The sequence below is a fragment of the Pyrococcus sp. genome (assembly GCF_030153625.1).
Classification (GTDB): Archaea; Methanobacteriota_B; Thermococci; order Thermococcales; family Thermococcaceae; genus Pyrococcus; species Pyrococcus furiosus.
Genome location: NZ_JASKLM010000017.1, coordinates 1 through 15,043 on the forward strand (window position 1 = coordinate 1; position 15,043 = coordinate 15,043).

The window sequence follows — 15,043 nt, forward strand, 5'->3', positions numbered from 1 at the left end:
GTATAGAATGCTCTCAGCCTTCATTTCTCTCCCTTCTTTTTCTGAAAAATTATCAGAAACTTAAACCTAACGCCCTACCGCTTATCCTAACAGTATCGATTCTGGAAAAGAAGGGTGGAAAACTCATGAAAGCAAAAAGAGAGGCATTACTGAGTTTATTTCAAGCAATAAAAGAAAATAAAGTTGATGAGGACATAGTAGAATTACTTCTGCTTATAAATTCAATAAAAGGAGTTTATACAACCTCCTCTTGTTCTGGGAGGATAGGAATAATCGAGGAGCCTTCACTTGGAGCTAAGCCCCTCTCGAGATGGTTGATAAAGGTTCATAGGCCAATTAAATTTGAAGAGGCAAAGAAGGCCCTAAAAAATGCTCAAAAGGGGTTAATATTTCTGAAAAGCCAACCTCCAATTTTTCACGTGGTCACAGAAAGCTTAGAACTCGCAAGAAAAATACATGAAATTGGACTTTCATCTGGATTTAAGTACACCACATACAAGGTAATATCAAGAAGATATCTTGTGGAAATTAACGGCACTGAATACTTAACTGTCCCCCTGGGAAAGGATGGAAAAGTCTTTGTGACGGACGAATACTTAGAATTTGTCATTGAAATAGGAAATCAAATGCTGATGAGGGGTAAATCTAGGCTTCCTAGGTTGAGAGAGAAGTTTGAAGAGCTAAAAGAGGAAGTTGGTGAAGATCCTCTCTTCACCACTCTGAGTACTGAGAAACTCTCGCTATAGAGAGTTGCCAGTCAAGGATATTGTTCTCCACTATATACCTCCACTCTTTATAACACTCCTTTTCGAGGTTTTCAAGAACTCTAACGTCCTGGGTAATGGAGAATTCTCTTATGGCCTTCTCAACTTTTCTGTCTTTTGCTCCACCACAGTTGTGTGGCCCTCTCTTGGAACCGGCACCTACTGGGTCACATAAAAACCTCTTTTCGGGAAACTTTCTCTTCGCCCATTTCAAGACCTCAACCACGCTCCAAAGCCAGGGGGGCCTATACTCCCCCTTTTCCCAAATAATTTCGTAAACGGTTCCCTTTTGAATGTTAGTTAGGTTTATTGAGAAAGTATCAGTGTAAGGTTCGGCTTTTTCTATGCTCTCCTTTACGTCTTCAATTCCCTCAGCTTCTGAGAGAAATATCGGCTTAAACAGGAGGTAAGTTTTTACGTAAGCTCCAGCATTTCTAATTTTCTCACTGGCCTTAATGAAGTCTTCAAATGTGTTTCCTTTGTTTATGGATATATCCGCAACATGGTCATTGGCCGTTTCAAGGCCTAGGGCAACCTCAAACCTCTTTCCCTCTACTATCTTAGCTAATTCTCTAACCCATTCCTCTTTAACAAGTTCACTTCTAGTTTCAACAACGATTTCATAAACGTTCTCGAGCTTTGCTAACTCTTCAAAGATCTTAATCCTTGTCTCTCTCCTTACCTCGGCCGAGTCAAAAAAGGAGCCAGAGGTAAATATTCTCACGCTAAATCTTCCTTCTTCCCCTTTTATCTTCTGAATTGCCTCCCTAAAATAGTTGAGAATTTTCTCTTGTGTAGTCTCTTTTGGAGATTGAGCGGGATAAGAGCACATGTAGCATGGCTTTCCTATTCGATATCTATAGCACCCTATCGTTGGGAGGATTATGTACAAAACGCTCCCAGGTTTGCCTGCAACGTTGTCTTTGCCAATCCAATACATGGTTCCAAATTTCCTAACCGCCTTTAAAAGACTTTTTACCCTTTACAAATGAGTAAAAGGAAGGTTTTTATATTAACATTTTCATAGATCATGATTGATGATTATAGGCTATAAGGAGATCAACAAGGCTAGAAAGGGATCAAAGAACACCAAAATGTTTTTTATTGTAATTCTCAAATACTCCAAAGAAGATCCGATAATTTCAGAGTTCCTAAAAAATTTTTAGATAGGAGGTGTTAAGGGATGAGTGATTTTGGTGTTCTATCTCTCCTGCCGCCTCTCGTAGCTATAGTCCTTGCAATATGGACCAAAAGGGTAGTCTTTGCACTCTTTGCTGGAGTATGGGTAGGCGGAGTTATGGCTTCCAATTGGAATCCAGTGACGGGAACAATAAAGACTTTCGAGATGGATAGTTGGGAACGTTACTGATAGCTGGAATGCAACGATACTAATATTTGACTTCCTAATTGGAGCAGGGGTTGGATTGATCTACAAATCCGGTGGAGTTCATGCAGTTGCCGAGGCAATAACAAGAAGAATTAGGACTAGCAGGGATGCATCACTGTTAGGCTGGCTCCTGGGAGTTTTGGTTTTCTTTGACGACTACACAAACACGATAATTGTCGGAAATACTATGAGGCCCATAACAGACAAAATGAGGGTTTCCAGAGAAATGCTTGCCTATATAGATGATTCAACCGCTGCTCCAATAGCTGGAATAGCTATTGTTTCAACATGGATAGGATATGAACTCGGACTAATTAGGGAAGCATTAGATAAATTGAACATTACCATGGGTGAATACTTCGCCTGGGCACACAGCGTTCCATACAGATTTTATTCAATATTCGCGATAATCCTAGTTTTCATTGTAGCCTACACCCACAGGCACTATGGTCCAATGCTTAAGGCAGAATACAGAGCCAGAACCACTGGAAAGGTCGTAAGGGATGGAGCAAAGCCACTAATGGCAACTGAATCAGATCTCGGGCACCCTCTTACTGAGAAGGGAAGTGTTCACTTCTTCATATGGCCGATATTGGCGTTGGTATTCGTAACACTTTACGGCCTCTACTATACTGGAAAGAGTGCATGTGAAGGCCCATGCGGAGCTATGGACATTCTAGGTAATGCGGATTCAGCAACTTCCCTTCTATGGGGTTCATTTGCCATGGTACTTGTGGCCTTAGTTCTAGTACTAGGAACGAAGACAATGACTGTGGAAGAGGCGGAGAGTGCAATAATTCAGGGTATGAAGCAAATGACGATGGCAACTGTTATTCTAGTCTTGGCATGGAGCATTAAGAGCGCAACTGAAGCTGTAGGAACAGCTGGCTATGTTGTAAGCCTTGCAAAGAGCGCTAACGTTCCTGGAGGAGTAGTTCCACTGATTATATTCTTAGTTGCAACGTTCATATCATTCACAACTGGAACGAGCTGGGGAACCTTCGGAATACTCATGCCAATAGCCATTCCCTTAGCTTACGAACTAGCTCCAGGTGACAATTCTGTACTCTTCGCAAGTATAGGTGCAGTGTTTGCGGGAGGAATATTCGGAGATCACTGTTCACCAATAAGCGATACAACAATCATGAGTTCAATGTTCTCTGGAAGCGATCACATAGACCACGTAACTACTCAGATTCCCTATGCAGTAACAGCTGCCAGTGTTGGAATAGTCCTCTACCTCCTATTTGCTGCAGGAATAAGAACACCAGTAATTCTACTTCCAATCGGCCTTGTCCTCCTAGTGTTAGCCTGGTATTTCCTCAGTGAATGGTATGGAAAGAAATACGGAATACCGCATGGAAGAGTTCCCATCTATCCAACTGAAATCTCTGAGTGATTTTTCTATTTTCATTTCAATATTTCCTGTTTTATTATCTCCACTATCTCAGCTATTGCTTTTGAAGCCTTTGAATTTGGAAAGGCCTCAACAACTGGTTTTAGCATGATCATACTTTCGGGCACCGATCTGTCGTAGGGTATCTTTCCTAAAATTGGAATGCCCTCGCTCTCAGCCCACTCTTCCAGAGCTGTAAATTCTGGGTTTATGTCGGCCTTGTTTATTATTAGGTAAGCGGGTTCTTTGAAGTGTTGCACCACTTTATAGACACGTTGAACATCACTCAATGATGCTGGAGTAGGTTCTGCAATTAGAATTGCTACATCGGCCCCTCCAAGGCTTGCTATGACTTGACACCCAATTCCTGCTGCAGAGTCAACGATCATGTGGTCTAGACCTTCTTCTTTCATTATTTTTTCTTGCCCACTCCTTTTCTTCCGTAACTAATTTCCCACTTTCTGGTCTTCCCACATCTACCTGGGCTGATATAAGTGGAAAGCCATACTTTGTCGTTGCCTCTCTAATGACTTCTGACCTTACTAACTCTAGCGTTATCGTTCCTGGGACTGGACAAACGAGTCCACACACGTTGCAACCTTCACACGTTAGCTCATTAACAACATAATTTACTTCATTATCGATGTAAATTGACTCATAAGGGCAGCGTTCATAACATATTCCACACTTTACACAGCTATCTTGGTTTATTCTTGCAACTTTGGCTCCTATATGCTCTCTTCCCATCCCATTCGGTCACTCCAAGGAGGATTCCCAGGTTTGGAGCCTCTGCGTCTGCATCCACAACGACGAATGAGTAATCATCCTTTAGCAGATATAATAGGGAAGCTGTTATCGTACTCTTCCCAAAACCATCTTTACCGATTGCAATAGCTATTTGCATTACTCTCCACCTCCAACAAACTCTAAAACTTTCTTGGCAAGCTCATTGAATATTTCAGCTTCGGGATACTCAGTAAGAACTATTGGGTAACCTTGGACATAACTTTTGACTATATTCTCGCTGTATGGGATTTTTGCAACAATTTCAGCATTATATTTCTCTGAAATTTCTCTTACCTTTTCAATCTCTCCTAAGTCTGCCCTATTTACGACTACCCAGGTTCTAATTTTCATAAGAGTCCCAAGCTTTAAAATGAGCTCCAAGTCATGAATGTCGAGAGATGTGGGCTCAGTAACAGCTATGAGAAGCTTTGAGCCTTCTATGGCCTTAGAAACAGTATTACCTGTTCCAGCAGCTGTATCCACTATTAGAAGACCTTCCCTTAATTTCTCAACTCTTTTCTTTGTGGCAACAACAAGGGGCATTGATCTCTCTTCTCCCTCTTTAAGTTTGCCAGTAACTAGGGTAAAGCCATAGGGGGTAGGGGTGACGTAGGTGTGGCCAATGAGTTTAGATCATTCTCTTATTGCTCCTGGGACTGGGCAGACTATTTCACATGCACGACAGCCAGAGCAAAGAGTTGGCATTAGAAAAGGAGTTCCATCCTTAAGAGTAACTATTGCGTGTTCCTCACACACTTTTGCACATTTTCTACGCTTTATACACTTTAAATAATCAAAATGAGGCATGAACTGATATACGGGCTCTTCATTGGCTAAGCTTACTCCCAAGAGGAGATGGTCGTTTGGTGCTTCTACATCGAGATCTGCAAGTGTGCGCTTTACTCCCATCTTACTGCAAGATTTATGGCGACTGTAGATTTTCCAGTTCCACCCTTTTCCCCCACTGATTGCTATCTGCACACTCTCACCTCCAAAATTAGGGAAACCTAATTTATTTATAAACTTTCTTGTGCATATGCTCACCAATTATCTAATTTAGGCTATACTGGGAAAAGTTCTGCTTATTAGGGTAGCCGAAAATTTTAAATATCTGTGCATATGCACAAAATATTGAGGTGAGGATCATGAAGATAGCGATCCCAACTAATGGAGGAGGTAGGGAAGATACTGTAGCACCTCTCTTTGCTAGAGCTCCGGCATTTTACATAGCTGAAGTCGATGAAAAGGGTAACATAATTAGCGAAAAAGTAATTCAGAACCCTGCTGCCACTGCAGGTAGAGGAGCAGGTCCAATAGCTGTTCAAATGCTCATTAATGAGGGCGTTGACACAATAGTAGCTCCTCAGGTAGTACCGAATGCTTTGGGAGCAATACAAGCTGCTGGAATTAGAGTATATTATGTTACCCCAGGGACTCCAGTTGAAGAGGCAATTAAAGTAGCAACTACTGGCCAAGGGGGCCAACTTCCATCACTACCACAAATTCCTACTCCGGTAACTCCAGCACCTGCAATGTATGGTCCAGTATATCCTCCATTTGGATGGGGTAGAGGCTGGGGAAAAGGACGTGGATGGGGAAGAGGTTGGGGCTCTATACTTGGATACTGTCCATGGACTGGAATGCCAAGCAGAAGGGCCCTTCGTTGGTATTACGGCTGGTGGTGAACTAATCATCTTTTCTTTTAATTTTTAAATATCTTTTCTAACATAAAGAGGGAATAATAATAATGATGAATACGCAAATTTTAATTCTTTTCGAAAACCACTCAGGATGGAGAAAAGGATTTATTGGATATCATGGGGTCTGTCCGTCGTGAGTTTTTATGAGTGAATGTGAGTAAATCTTCGTCCATTCAAGTCAACCCTCACGACGGACTTGGGCCTCATCGCGTTCAGCTCCCCTCTGGGTTCATTGGGGGGCAAATCATCACGCTCAACCCCGCTCAGGGCGACCCCAAGTCCCCGCATCAAAATATTAAAAGCACCAACAAACTGCCTATCCGCCTTAAACCCACAGTTAAAACACTCCACCAGCCCGTTTCGGGACTCTAACTTACTCCCACATATCGGGCAGGTGGAGGAAGTATAAGCAGGATTAACAAACTCGATAGGAACACGATAAGAAAGCTTTCCAACAATCTTCTTCCAAGTGGCACGGGAAAGCTTCCTGTTAAACTTTCTCGAACCATTCTGGAGCATTTTAAACTTGTTCAAACCCTCGAAGATGAAAATCGCATCGGGGAACTCCCTCGAAAGCTGGACTGCGAGTTTGTTCAAGTAATCCTCAATCCTGTTCCTCCTCCTAGTCCAGTATTTCTCAAGCAATAAACCAATCCTCTTTGGAGCTTTCCGCTGAATGCTTTTTAGCATATCAATAATTCTATCATAAGTCTCGGAAATTCTATGCAGTTCGCTCAAGTCCACTCTAATCCAGCCCTTTTCAGGGTGATAAACGTCAAGGCTCGTTAAGTTACTGTCAATGCCGATTTTGATTCTTCCAGAGAACTCAACCTCCTTTGAGAAGGTTAATAAGATATCCCTCTCCCTGATTATTAACTCGCCAACTTTCCAATCCTTAATCCTCTCATAAAACCACTCCCTTGAGAAGTCCAGTTCAAGGTATTCTTCCCTCGGTTTAATTGTTATTCTGATTTTCGAGCCTTCAACCTTCATTAGTGTTGTTTTAACCCTCACGAACTTCCTCTTAACGACTGGTTTCACTCTTTTTCTTCTCCCCTTGAGGTAGTTCTGCCTCCAGCTTTTGAGGATTGAGTAAGCAGTCTTTATTGCAGAATCAACGTAGTGCTTAGCAAAAGGCCATTCTCGGAGGAGTTTATTCCTCAGCCCTCGCTTAAAATCGTTTGATTGTGGAAAATATGGGATTAGGCGGATTGTCTCGTAGTACCGGTATTCCTCGTTTCCGAGAGAATATCTATGCTTAACCTTCTTTTCCTTCCAACTCGTGTTATCCCATATTTCGTCAATTGCCCTCTGGAGGAGTCTCTGGTATTCCTTGAGGAAGGGATTAATGTTCCAGTTGTGGGGCATTCTGTATGTTAAGACAATTTTACCCATTCTCGACCTCCTCGATTAGTTTTTTTACGCCTTCTTTGAGCTTTTTGTATTTGTGGGAGCGCATTCCGTAGAGTTTCCCAGCAAAGTGTGAGATTATGGTTGTTAAGTCTTCAATGAGTTCTTCTCGTGGGGATTTTTCTTTGTCGGTGATAATGATTATCTCTGCACCGTTCTCCTTGAAGAAGAATTCGAGAGTTTTGAAGCCAAAGCGTGTAAGCCTGTCGGGATGGGTGATGATGACTTTTGAGACTTCTCTCTTTGCCACGAGTTCGAGGAGTTTGCGGTAGTTTTTCCTGTTCTCGTTCAATCCTGAGCCGATGTCCGTGAGTATTTGGACTTGCCACCCACGTTCTTTTGCGTATTGCTCTATTGCTTTGACTTGTCTTTCTAAGTAGTCTTTTTGTGTGTGGCTTGATACCCTTGCGTAGCCGATGATTAGGCCTTTTTCCTCGCTTATTCCGAGGAGTCTTTTTATTTCGCTTTCTGGTATTCTTCTTCTCCCGCCGGGTGTTCTAACGGTTTTGATTTTCCCTTCTCTGTCCCATTTTTGGATTGTCTTTGGGTGGACGCCGAGTATCTCACTTGCCTGCTTTACCGTGTAGAGTTTCTCTTTTACTACCATACACTCACAATTATTCACGAAAATATTTAAAGCTTTCGGTTAAGAGGAACAGTGAAAAAAGGCTTTTCAGCTCTAGTAGAACACAACGGGTATAGAGTTTTAGTTGACACTGGTACGGATGGAAAAATTCTACTAAACAACATGGAGGGGTTGGGGATCGATCCTAATTCAATAGATGCTCTTTTCTTAACTCATGGCCACTATGATCATACTGGAGGAATTGCAGAACTTTTGAAGGCGAGGAAGGACACTCTCGATGTTTATGCTCATCCGAGAATCTTTGAAAAGAGGATAGCTCTAAAACCTAAAAGAAGAGACATTGGAATTCCTTTTTCCCAGGAAGAGCTTGAAAGCCTTGGAGCGATTTTCCATTTAAATGATAAAGCATTGGAGTTTTTACCTGGGCTAATATCCTCGGGGGAAATAAAAAGGGAAACCTGGGATAGAGCCGTTGGATATCTACTCAACAACGAAAAGGATCCGGTTAGGGACGATATGGCTCTTCTCATAGATCTTGGAGATAAGATTGCTGTAATAACTGGATGTGGCCACAGTGGAATTTTGAATATTGCAAAACATGCAGTTGAAATAAGCAAGAAACCTATTAGAGCCCTCATTGGAGGATTTCACTTGAGAGGAGCTTCAATTACCATCTTAGAAGATGCTGTTAGGGGATTAAAAGAGCTGAACGTTGAAATGCTTTATCCTGGTCACTGTACGGGCATTGATGAGTATGCTTACCTAAGGATGAAGTTGAAGGCAGAACACCTTAATGTAGGAAAGGAAATAGTCATAAAATGAGATGGCCTAAATAATGTGGGCGAGAAGCATGGGACTAATAGAGGATAAAGCCTTAGTTGAAGCTGCTCTCTTCGTAGCAGGAAGACCTTTGAGCTTAAAAGAGCTTTCAAAAGCACTGGGAATAAAATCTCTAGACTATCTGGAGAAGTTGATTGAGCTGATAGCAAGTGAGTATGCGGAGAGGAAAAGTGCAATTGAAATAGTAAAGGTTGCTGGGGATAAGTGGGTTATGCAAGTAAAGCAGGAATACTCCCAAAGGGTAATTCCATTAATGCCTAAGCCAGAGCTGAGCACAGGAGAACTCAAAACTTTAGCCTTGATAGCTTACCTCCAACCAGTGGAACAGAGCAAGATAGTAAAGCTTAGGGGGAGTCAAGCATACGAGCACATTAGGAAGCTTTTGGAGATGGGTCTTATATATGCTGAGCCTTATGAGAGAACAAGACTTCTTGGAACTACTGAAAAATTTGCGGAGCTTTATGGCTTTCCAGAAAATGATCCAATGTTAATAAAGGAGACATTCAAGAAAGTAATTCATGCTGAGTATTCTGATTTGATGAAAAAGATAGAGGAAAGTGAAAAGAAAAAGGAATGACCTTCCAAAGGCTTAAATATTCTCCAAAGAAATTACTATTTAGGTGAATGATCATGAGTGCATTTACAAAAGAAGAAATAATCAAGAGGATCCTGGAAGAAGTGGAAGGAATAACTCTAGAAGAAATTGAGAACCAAATAAGGCAAATAATGAGGGAAAACAATATTTCAGAGCATGCAGCTGCTCTCTTACTAGCAGAAAGGCTGGGAGTTGAAGTTACCAAAAGAGAAGAACAACCTTTAATGAAGATTAGCGACCTATATCCAGGAATGGATCCCCACGAGGTCAACATTGTTGGAAGAATACTTAAGAAGTATCCACCGCGAGAATACACAAAGAAGGATGGAAGCATTGGAAGGGTTGCCAGTCTAGTTATATACGATGATACTGGGAGAGCGAGGGTTGTTCTTTGGGATTCAAAAGTTTTGGAGTATTACAGCAAGCTAGAAGTAGGGGATGTTATTAAGGTTTTAGACGCCCAGGTTAGGGAGAGCTTATCTGGTTTGCCTGAATTGCACATTAACTTCAGGGCTAGAATAATTAAAAACCCAGATGATCCTAGGGTTCAGGATATCCCACCTCTTGAAGAAGTTAGAGTGGCAACTTATACGAGAAAGAAGATCAGTGAGGTCGAGCCTGGGGATAGATTTGTAGAGCTTAGGGGAACAATTGCCAAAGTTTACAGAGTTTTGGTATATGATGCATGTCCAGAGTGTAAGAAGAAGGTTGACTATGACCCAGGAATGGACGTTTGGATATGTCCAGAACATGGAGAGGTTGAGCCAATAAAAATCACTATTCTTGACTTTGGGCTTGATGATGGCTCGGGATACATTAGGATTACCCTCTTTGGAGACGATGCTGAAGAGTTGCTGGGAGTAGGGCCAGAAGAGATTGCCCAAAAGCTTAAGGAAATGGAGAGCATGGGCATGACTCTCAAGGAGGCAGCGAGAAAATTGGCGGAGGAAGAGTTCTACAATATAATAGGGAAAGAAATAATCGTGAGGGGAAATGTAATTGAGGACAGGTTCTTGGGCCTAATCTTAAGGGCCTCCTCCTGGGAAGAAGTTGACTACAAGAGAGAAATTGAGAGAATTAAGAGGGAATTGGAAGAATTGGGGGTGATGTGAAATGGAAGAAGTTACTCAGGTGAGAAAAAGAAGACCTGCTATAGAGAAAAAAATTGCTGAAATTACAGAGAATGATACGAGGGTATCCATAATTGGCAAGGTCATCAAGGTGGACAAGATGGAGTATCTTTTCTGGCTAGATGATGGTACTGGAGTGGCGATAATTGAGAGTGAGGGAGAGCTACCAAAAGTTGGGCAGATCGTTAGAGTTATTGGGAGGATAATCAAAAACGAGGGGATGCACATATACGCTGAAGTTATTCAAGACTTCAGTGAGGCAGACCTAGAGGCTCTTGAAGAAATTAGAGAATTGGAGAGGAAAATATTGCCTCAAATTGAAAGAGAAGTAATGATGTGGTGGTCACTATGAAAAAGAGATTACCTGCAAGTAGAGTTTATATTAAGGATATTTTAGAGGGATACTTCGTAAAAAGCGAAGGAGACTTTGAGCCAAATTATCTAATAACGAAAGACGCCAGAAAGATATACAGGGCTAAAATCGTTGGAACTGTGATAAGGGAGCCACTAATTGCAGAAGATGAGACATATGGAAAGTTTCAAATCGATGATGGGACTGGAGTAATATGGGTGCTTGGATTTAGAGACGATACCAAGTTCGCTAAACTTGTAAAGAAGGGAGATCTAGTCCAAGTTATAGGAAAGATAGCAGAGTGGAGAGATGATAAGCAAATCCTAGTGGAAGGTGTTGCAAAAGTCCATCCTAATATGTGGATTCTTCACAGGTATGAGACGCTGAAGGAGAAAATTGAACATGCGAGGAAAGCGAAGATTGCATTCGAGATATACAACACCTATGGGATAACCGCAAAGTCTAAGGTCATAGCTAAGAACAAGGGAGTTCCTGAGGAATTACTGGAAACAATTGATGAGCTCTATGGAATAATTATGGAAGAGAAGGCAATGGAAGAGCCGGTTGAAGAGCTTATAGAGGAAGAGATAACAGAAGAAGGAAAAGAAGAGAACGAAATATTGGAGAAAGTAAAGCAGGAGATTCTAGAGATATTAAGGTCAAAGAAAATTGCAGTATCGAGAAAATACATACTAAAGAAATTGGGAGAAAAGTATGACGAGGAGACAATAGAGGATGCGATTGCAGAGCTACTAGCGGATGGAGAAATTTACGAGCCGGAGACTGGATACTACAAACTGCTATGATAAAGTATAAGTAGATCCAATGAAAAAGAAGAAAGGGTGAACGGTATGGAATCTCCATCAAATCAACTGGTGAATAAGTTCGTGATATCTCTTCCTGAGGGAAAGATTTTAGGATTCGTAACCGACATCAATGTAGAAGTGTCGGACAACCAATACTATTTCATTTTAAGAATGAAGGTATTTGAAAACCTCTCAAGAGGAGAATTTCACCCAGGAATGTTTTCCTCAGAAAAGAAAATCAAAATTAAGCCAGAAGACATTGTAAACGTTGGCCCAGACGTAATAATCTTGGGAGATGGAAAAGTTCCACCACTTAGAGAAATAGAGAGGTTAGTCCACATAGCCGAAGAATATAATGCTTTGGTAAAAGAGTTAGAAAAGAAGGAAGAAGAGATAAAGAAACTCAAAGAGGAGAACAAAGAGTTGCAAAAAATTATAGAAGAACTTGAGAGAAAAGTTAAGAGGCTCGAGGTCATTGAAGATGACTTTGGCCACTTGAAGGAGCAACTATTGAAGCAGGAAGGTCAACTTGAGATGGCAAGAGAGTACATAAAATTACTTGAAGGAATTAGGCACGATATAGACGAGATAAGGAACAACATAACGTCCCTAATTTCAGGATACATTGAAGAAGTGATGAGAAAAGTAGTTAATGAAGAGCTCAATGCGAGGGGGTTAAAGAAGACGATAATCTAACCAAATATCCTAGGTCCAATTATTTGGAGTAAAACCTCAATCAGTATGAAGACTAAGACTATAGCCAGAGCTCCCTTTGGCGTTACTTTTACAGCTTTAGTGTCCTCATCGAAGAACCTCATTAGTCCTGCTCCAGTTGGTGGTAGGGTTGTTTTTTCCTTTGCCATTATTCACCACCTAAGGTGCATTTTTGAATAAGATATTTATAAATGTTTGTCGAAATTTCATTGCCCCCGGGAAACCGCGGCGGGGGAGCGAGCGGCGAGCTGTGAGCCCGCTTCGCTCCCCGGGGGTACACTACTCCTCATCCTCTATATATGGGGCAGTTATTACCCTTCTAATCTCCTTAGCAATCTTCTCTCCTATGCCTTCAACTTTCATTAACTCAGCAACGCTTGCAGTGAATACCCTTTCCACACTTCCAAAGTGCTTCAACAATCTCCTAGCTAGAGTTGCTGAGACGTGAGGTAATCCCTCAACTATTAACCTCTGCCTCTCGGCAAGGGTAAGGGCCTTCTTCTCACTTCTAATTCTCACAGGTTTTTCTCTCTCCTCTTGCTCCCTCTTTGCAATTAGAAAGATGTATTGAGCGGTTTCCTCTGGAGTAGATGAAAATATTATTGGGACCCCAAAGTCTACGGTTACCGCTGCTATTGCCCCCCTTATTGCATTTGGATGGACGTTTCTAATTCCGTATAAAGAACCTTCGACTATCATTATCGGTCTTGAGTATGCCTCTTTGAGCCTCTTAACTTGATCAAAAAGTCTACCATCAATAATTGACTGAATGAAGTCGTTAGCTGACTTCCTCTCAATTGCAACGTCCTCACTAATTATATAATCTCCCACATCGAGCGTTTTAACCTCTAACTTTACACCAAGAAGTTTAAGTCTCTTCACAACCTCACTCCTAAGCTCTCTGCTATCTACGACGACTTTTACACCCTCTTGAGCCTTTACCTTCTTTTCCTCTTTTTCAGTTGCTTCTTCTTTTTCCTTTTTCAACCACTTGTCTAGAGAGGTCTTTTCGCTCTCTTTTTCTCTCACAAAATCAACTAGAGAAGTTTGCTTCTGCTTTTTAATTGCCTGACTCACCTTAGCTATTGTCTCTTGCATTATCTTTTCCTTTTGCCTGGAACTCCAGTAGTATGCTTCATCTCTAGTCCCCTTGGCCATTAGGATTATAACTCTCCCCGGCATATGCCTGCCAGTTCTACCCCTTCTTTGGATGCTCCTTATGGCAGATGGTACTGGCTCATAAAACACAACCAAATCAACTTCCGGCACGTCAAGTCCTTCCTCTCCTACACTCGTTGCCACTAGAACGTTGAATTCTCCTCTAGCGAATTCGTCAAGAATTAATTTCTGCTCTCTCTGACTCAGTCCACGGTCATTTTCTTTGCTGGCCTGTCCAACGAACCTTTTAGCTTTTATTCCATCTTTCACAAGTTCATTGACTATCTTTTTTGCAGTTTCTCTGTAGTTAGTGAAAACTATGATTTTGGAATTTTGTTTCCTTTGGAGTTGTTCCCTAATTATTTCTTTTAACTTGTCCATCTTGGGGTGATCAAGCCCAATCTCCTTCGCTTGAACTAAAAGTGAGATTGCCTTTTTCATTCTCTTATCCGAGAATATTTCCTTGCTAGCCTTTGTTGATCCCGCTTTTGCCTCCTCATACAACTTCTTTATATAAGCCCTCAGGGCGGATAACCCTTGGGTTTCCAACAGCTCAATTGCATGATGTAGCTTAAGAGCCATTGCGTGATAGAGAAGCAAGCCTCTGAGATCATGATTACCTTTCGCCATTTCTTCGTTTATTATTTGCCCAGCTCTAAGAACTTCTTTCTTTGGAATGTCTGGGGAAGAAGATTCAAGAAGTCCAGTTTCTGCCAACGGTTTAAGGGCATCTCTAAGCATTTCTCTTAAAAGTTTCCTTACTTCCTTGTATATTTCTGGGAGATCAACCCTAACCCATTCAAACCTTATTCCCTTAACGTAAGGTCTAACATCGGGAGAATTTTCGGAGCGGTATTCAATATGCTCAATTCCCAAGTTATTTATTACCTCCATGATCTTTTCAGGAGTGCTCCCAGGGGAGGCTGTTAACCCTATAACAAGTGGGTTTTTGGCCTGTCTTTTATACTCTCTTGCTATAAAGACGTAAGCGTAATTGCCCACAGCTCTGTGAGCTTCATCGAATACTATTAGCGAAACGTCTTCTAAAGATATTCTTCCCGCCAATAAGTCATTTTCAATAGTTTGAGGAGTGGCTACAATTACTTTTGCTCTCGCCCAGGCCTTACTTCTCTCTTCTGGGCTCTTCTCTCCAGTAAGTGCTACAATTTTTTCTGGAGGGAGGTTAAATAGCCTCCTAAAACTTTCCGCATGTTGAAGAACGAGAGGCTTAGTGGGGGCGAGCATTAGAACTTTTCCGCCATATTTCGTTAATCTATACTCTGCTATCATCATAGCTATCAGCGTCTTACCTAATCCTGTGGGCAGAACAATCAAGCAGTTTGTTTCTTTGCACTTGGCGTATATTACCTCTTGATATATCCTAGGCTGTATTAAGTCTCTCCTTAATAACATCACACT

The 15,043-nt window shown here is 41.6% G+C and carries 14 protein-coding genes and 3 pseudogenes; 10 read left to right on the plus strand and 7 right to left on the minus strand.

All coding sequences use genetic code 11. The features are described 5' to 3' along the window. Positions 1-125 precede the first annotated feature (125 nt). On the plus strand, positions 126-746 hold the full coding sequence (taw3, locus tag PWP39_RS04090) for a tRNA(Phe) 7-((3-amino-3-carboxypropyl)-4-demethylwyosine(37)-N(4))-methyltransferase Taw3 (protein ID WP_014835510.1): 621 nt from the start codon (positions 126-128) through the stop codon (positions 744-746). On the opposite strand, the gene PWP39_RS04095 is transcribed toward taw3, so the two are convergent. Further along, positions 712-1,704, minus strand: a complete 993-nt coding sequence (locus PWP39_RS04095; RefSeq protein WP_011013178.1) for an archaeosine biosynthesis radical SAM protein RaSEA — start codon at positions 1,702-1,704, stop codon at positions 712-714. The genes taw3 and PWP39_RS04095 overlap by 35 nt on opposite strands. A gap of 97 nt (positions 1,705-1,801) precedes the next feature. On the opposite strand from PWP39_RS04095, the gene PWP39_RS04100 reads away from it, so the two are divergent. Together PWP39_RS04100 and PWP39_RS04105 are read left to right on the plus strand one after the other, a co-directional pair. Further along, the gene (locus PWP39_RS04100) at positions 1,802-1,930 is read left to right on the plus strand and encodes a hypothetical protein (RefSeq protein WP_288072784.1); all 129 of its coding nucleotides are present in this window, start codon (positions 1,802-1,804) and stop codon (positions 1,928-1,930) included. Between the two features lie 17 nt (positions 1,931-1,947). Continuing rightward, positions 1,948-3,550: pseudogene (locus PWP39_RS04105) on the plus strand (Na+/H+ antiporter NhaC family protein). A gap of 11 nt (positions 3,551-3,561) precedes the next feature. On the opposite strand, the pseudogene PWP39_RS04110 reads toward PWP39_RS04105, so the two are convergent. Both PWP39_RS04110 and PWP39_RS04115 read right to left on the minus strand, forming a co-directional pair. After that, positions 3,562-4,451 (minus strand): annotated as a pseudogene (locus tag PWP39_RS04110) (nucleotide-binding protein). Next, a pseudogene (locus tag PWP39_RS04115) lies at positions 4,451-5,314 on the minus strand (nucleotide-binding protein). The pseudogenes PWP39_RS04110 and PWP39_RS04115 overlap by 1 nt, the downstream one beginning before the upstream one ends. A gap of 164 nt (positions 5,315-5,478) precedes the next feature. On the opposite strand from PWP39_RS04115, the gene PWP39_RS04120 reads away from it, so the two are divergent. Continuing rightward, positions 5,479-6,018, plus strand: a complete 540-nt coding sequence (locus tag PWP39_RS04120) for a NifB/NifX family molybdenum-iron cluster-binding protein (protein ID WP_011013170.1) — start codon at positions 5,479-5,481, stop codon at positions 6,016-6,018. Between the two features lie 156 nt (positions 6,019-6,174). Here the strand turns inward: PWP39_RS04120 and PWP39_RS04125 are convergent, their stop codons facing one another. Together PWP39_RS04125 and PWP39_RS04130 are read right to left on the minus strand one after the other, a co-directional pair. Next, on the minus strand, positions 6,175-7,428 hold the full coding sequence (locus tag PWP39_RS04125) for an RNA-guided endonuclease InsQ/TnpB family protein (RefSeq protein WP_011013169.1): 1,254 nt from the start codon (positions 7,426-7,428) through the stop codon (positions 6,175-6,177). Continuing rightward, positions 7,421-8,050: an IS607-like element ISPfu4 family transposase gene (locus PWP39_RS04130; protein WP_014835514.1), complete on the minus strand. Its 630-nt coding sequence runs from the start codon at positions 8,048-8,050 to the stop codon at positions 7,421-7,423. The genes PWP39_RS04125 and PWP39_RS04130 overlap by 8 nt, the downstream gene beginning before the upstream one ends. Positions 8,051-8,101: 51 nt before the next feature. Between PWP39_RS04130 and PWP39_RS04135 the strand changes: the two genes are divergently transcribed. The 6 genes from PWP39_RS04135 to PWP39_RS04160 are packed head-to-tail and all read left to right on the plus strand — an operon-like array spanning position 8,102 to position 12,448. Beyond that, a complete protein-coding gene (locus PWP39_RS04135) occupies positions 8,102-8,851 on the plus strand; it encodes an MBL fold metallo-hydrolase (protein WP_011013167.1) in 750 nt (249 codons plus the stop codon). 28 nt (positions 8,852-8,879) lie between these two features. After that, the gene (gene scpB, locus PWP39_RS04140) at positions 8,880-9,446 is read left to right on the plus strand and encodes an SMC-Scp complex subunit ScpB (protein ID WP_011013166.1); all 567 of its coding nucleotides are present in this window, start codon (positions 8,880-8,882) and stop codon (positions 9,444-9,446) included. A 53-nt stretch (positions 9,447-9,499) separates the two neighbouring features. Then, entirely contained in the window at positions 9,500-10,576 is a 1,077-nt protein-coding gene (locus PWP39_RS04145; protein WP_011013165.1) for an OB-fold nucleic acid binding domain-containing protein, read from the plus strand. Position 10,577: 1 nt separating this feature from the next. After that, positions 10,578-10,946: a hypothetical protein gene (locus PWP39_RS04150; RefSeq protein ID WP_011013164.1), complete on the plus strand. Its 369-nt coding sequence runs from the start codon at positions 10,578-10,580 to the stop codon at positions 10,944-10,946. Beyond that, positions 10,943-11,752 (plus strand): OB-fold nucleic acid binding domain-containing protein, encoded by an 810-nt coding sequence (locus tag PWP39_RS04155; protein ID WP_014835515.1) that lies wholly within the window; start codon positions 10,943-10,945, stop codon positions 11,750-11,752. Before PWP39_RS04150 ends, PWP39_RS04155 begins: the two co-directional genes overlap by 4 nt. Positions 11,753-11,797: 45 nt before the next feature. After that, a complete protein-coding gene (locus PWP39_RS04160; RefSeq protein WP_014835516.1) occupies positions 11,798-12,448 on the plus strand; it encodes a hypothetical protein in 651 nt (216 codons plus the stop codon). Here PWP39_RS04160 and PWP39_RS04165 read toward each other — a convergent pair. Then, a complete protein-coding gene (locus PWP39_RS04165; protein WP_011013161.1) occupies positions 12,445-12,615 on the minus strand; it encodes a preprotein translocase subunit Sec61beta in 171 nt (56 codons plus the stop codon). The genes PWP39_RS04160 and PWP39_RS04165 overlap by 4 nt on opposite strands. A gap of 130 nt (positions 12,616-12,745) precedes the next feature. Beyond that, on the minus strand, positions 12,746-15,037 hold the full coding sequence (locus tag PWP39_RS04170; RefSeq protein WP_014835517.1) for a DEAD/DEAH box helicase: 2,292 nt from the start codon (positions 15,035-15,037) through the stop codon (positions 12,746-12,748). Between the last annotated feature and the right edge of the window lie 6 nt (positions 15,038-15,043).

Coding starts and splice junctions, on each gene's coding strand:
- taw3 (WP_014835510.1), top strand. CDS start 126: ATGAAAGCAAAAAGAGAGGCATTACTGAGTTTATTTCAAGCAATAAAA.
- PWP39_RS04095 (WP_011013178.1), bottom strand. CDS start 1,704: ATGTATTGGATTGGCAAAGACAACGTTGCAGGCAAACCTGGGAGCGTT.
- PWP39_RS04100 (WP_288072784.1), top strand. CDS start 1,802: ATGATTATAGGCTATAAGGAGATCAACAAGGCTAGAAAGGGATCAAAG.
- PWP39_RS04120 (WP_011013170.1), top strand. CDS start 5,479: ATGAAGATAGCGATCCCAACTAATGGAGGAGGTAGGGAAGATACTGTA.
- PWP39_RS04125 (WP_011013169.1), bottom strand. CDS start 7,428: ATGGGTAAAATTGTCTTAACATACAGAATGCCCCACAACTGGAACATT.
- PWP39_RS04130 (WP_014835514.1), bottom strand. CDS start 8,050: ATGGTAGTAAAAGAGAAACTCTACACGGTAAAGCAGGCAAGTGAGATA.
- scpB (WP_011013166.1), top strand. CDS start 8,880: ATGGGACTAATAGAGGATAAAGCCTTAGTTGAAGCTGCTCTCTTCGTA.
- PWP39_RS04145 (WP_011013165.1), top strand. CDS start 9,500: ATGAGTGCATTTACAAAAGAAGAAATAATCAAGAGGATCCTGGAAGAA.
- PWP39_RS04150 (WP_011013164.1), top strand. CDS start 10,578: ATGGAAGAAGTTACTCAGGTGAGAAAAAGAAGACCTGCTATAGAGAAA.
- PWP39_RS04155 (WP_014835515.1), top strand. CDS start 10,943: ATGAAAAAGAGATTACCTGCAAGTAGAGTTTATATTAAGGATATTTTA.
- PWP39_RS04160 (WP_014835516.1), top strand. CDS start 11,798: ATGGAATCTCCATCAAATCAACTGGTGAATAAGTTCGTGATATCTCTT.
- PWP39_RS04165 (WP_011013161.1), bottom strand. CDS start 12,615: ATGGCAAAGGAAAAAACAACCCTACCACCAACTGGAGCAGGACTAATG.
- PWP39_RS04170 (WP_014835517.1), bottom strand. CDS start 15,037: ATGTTATTAAGGAGAGACTTAATACAGCCTAGGATATATCAAGAGGTA.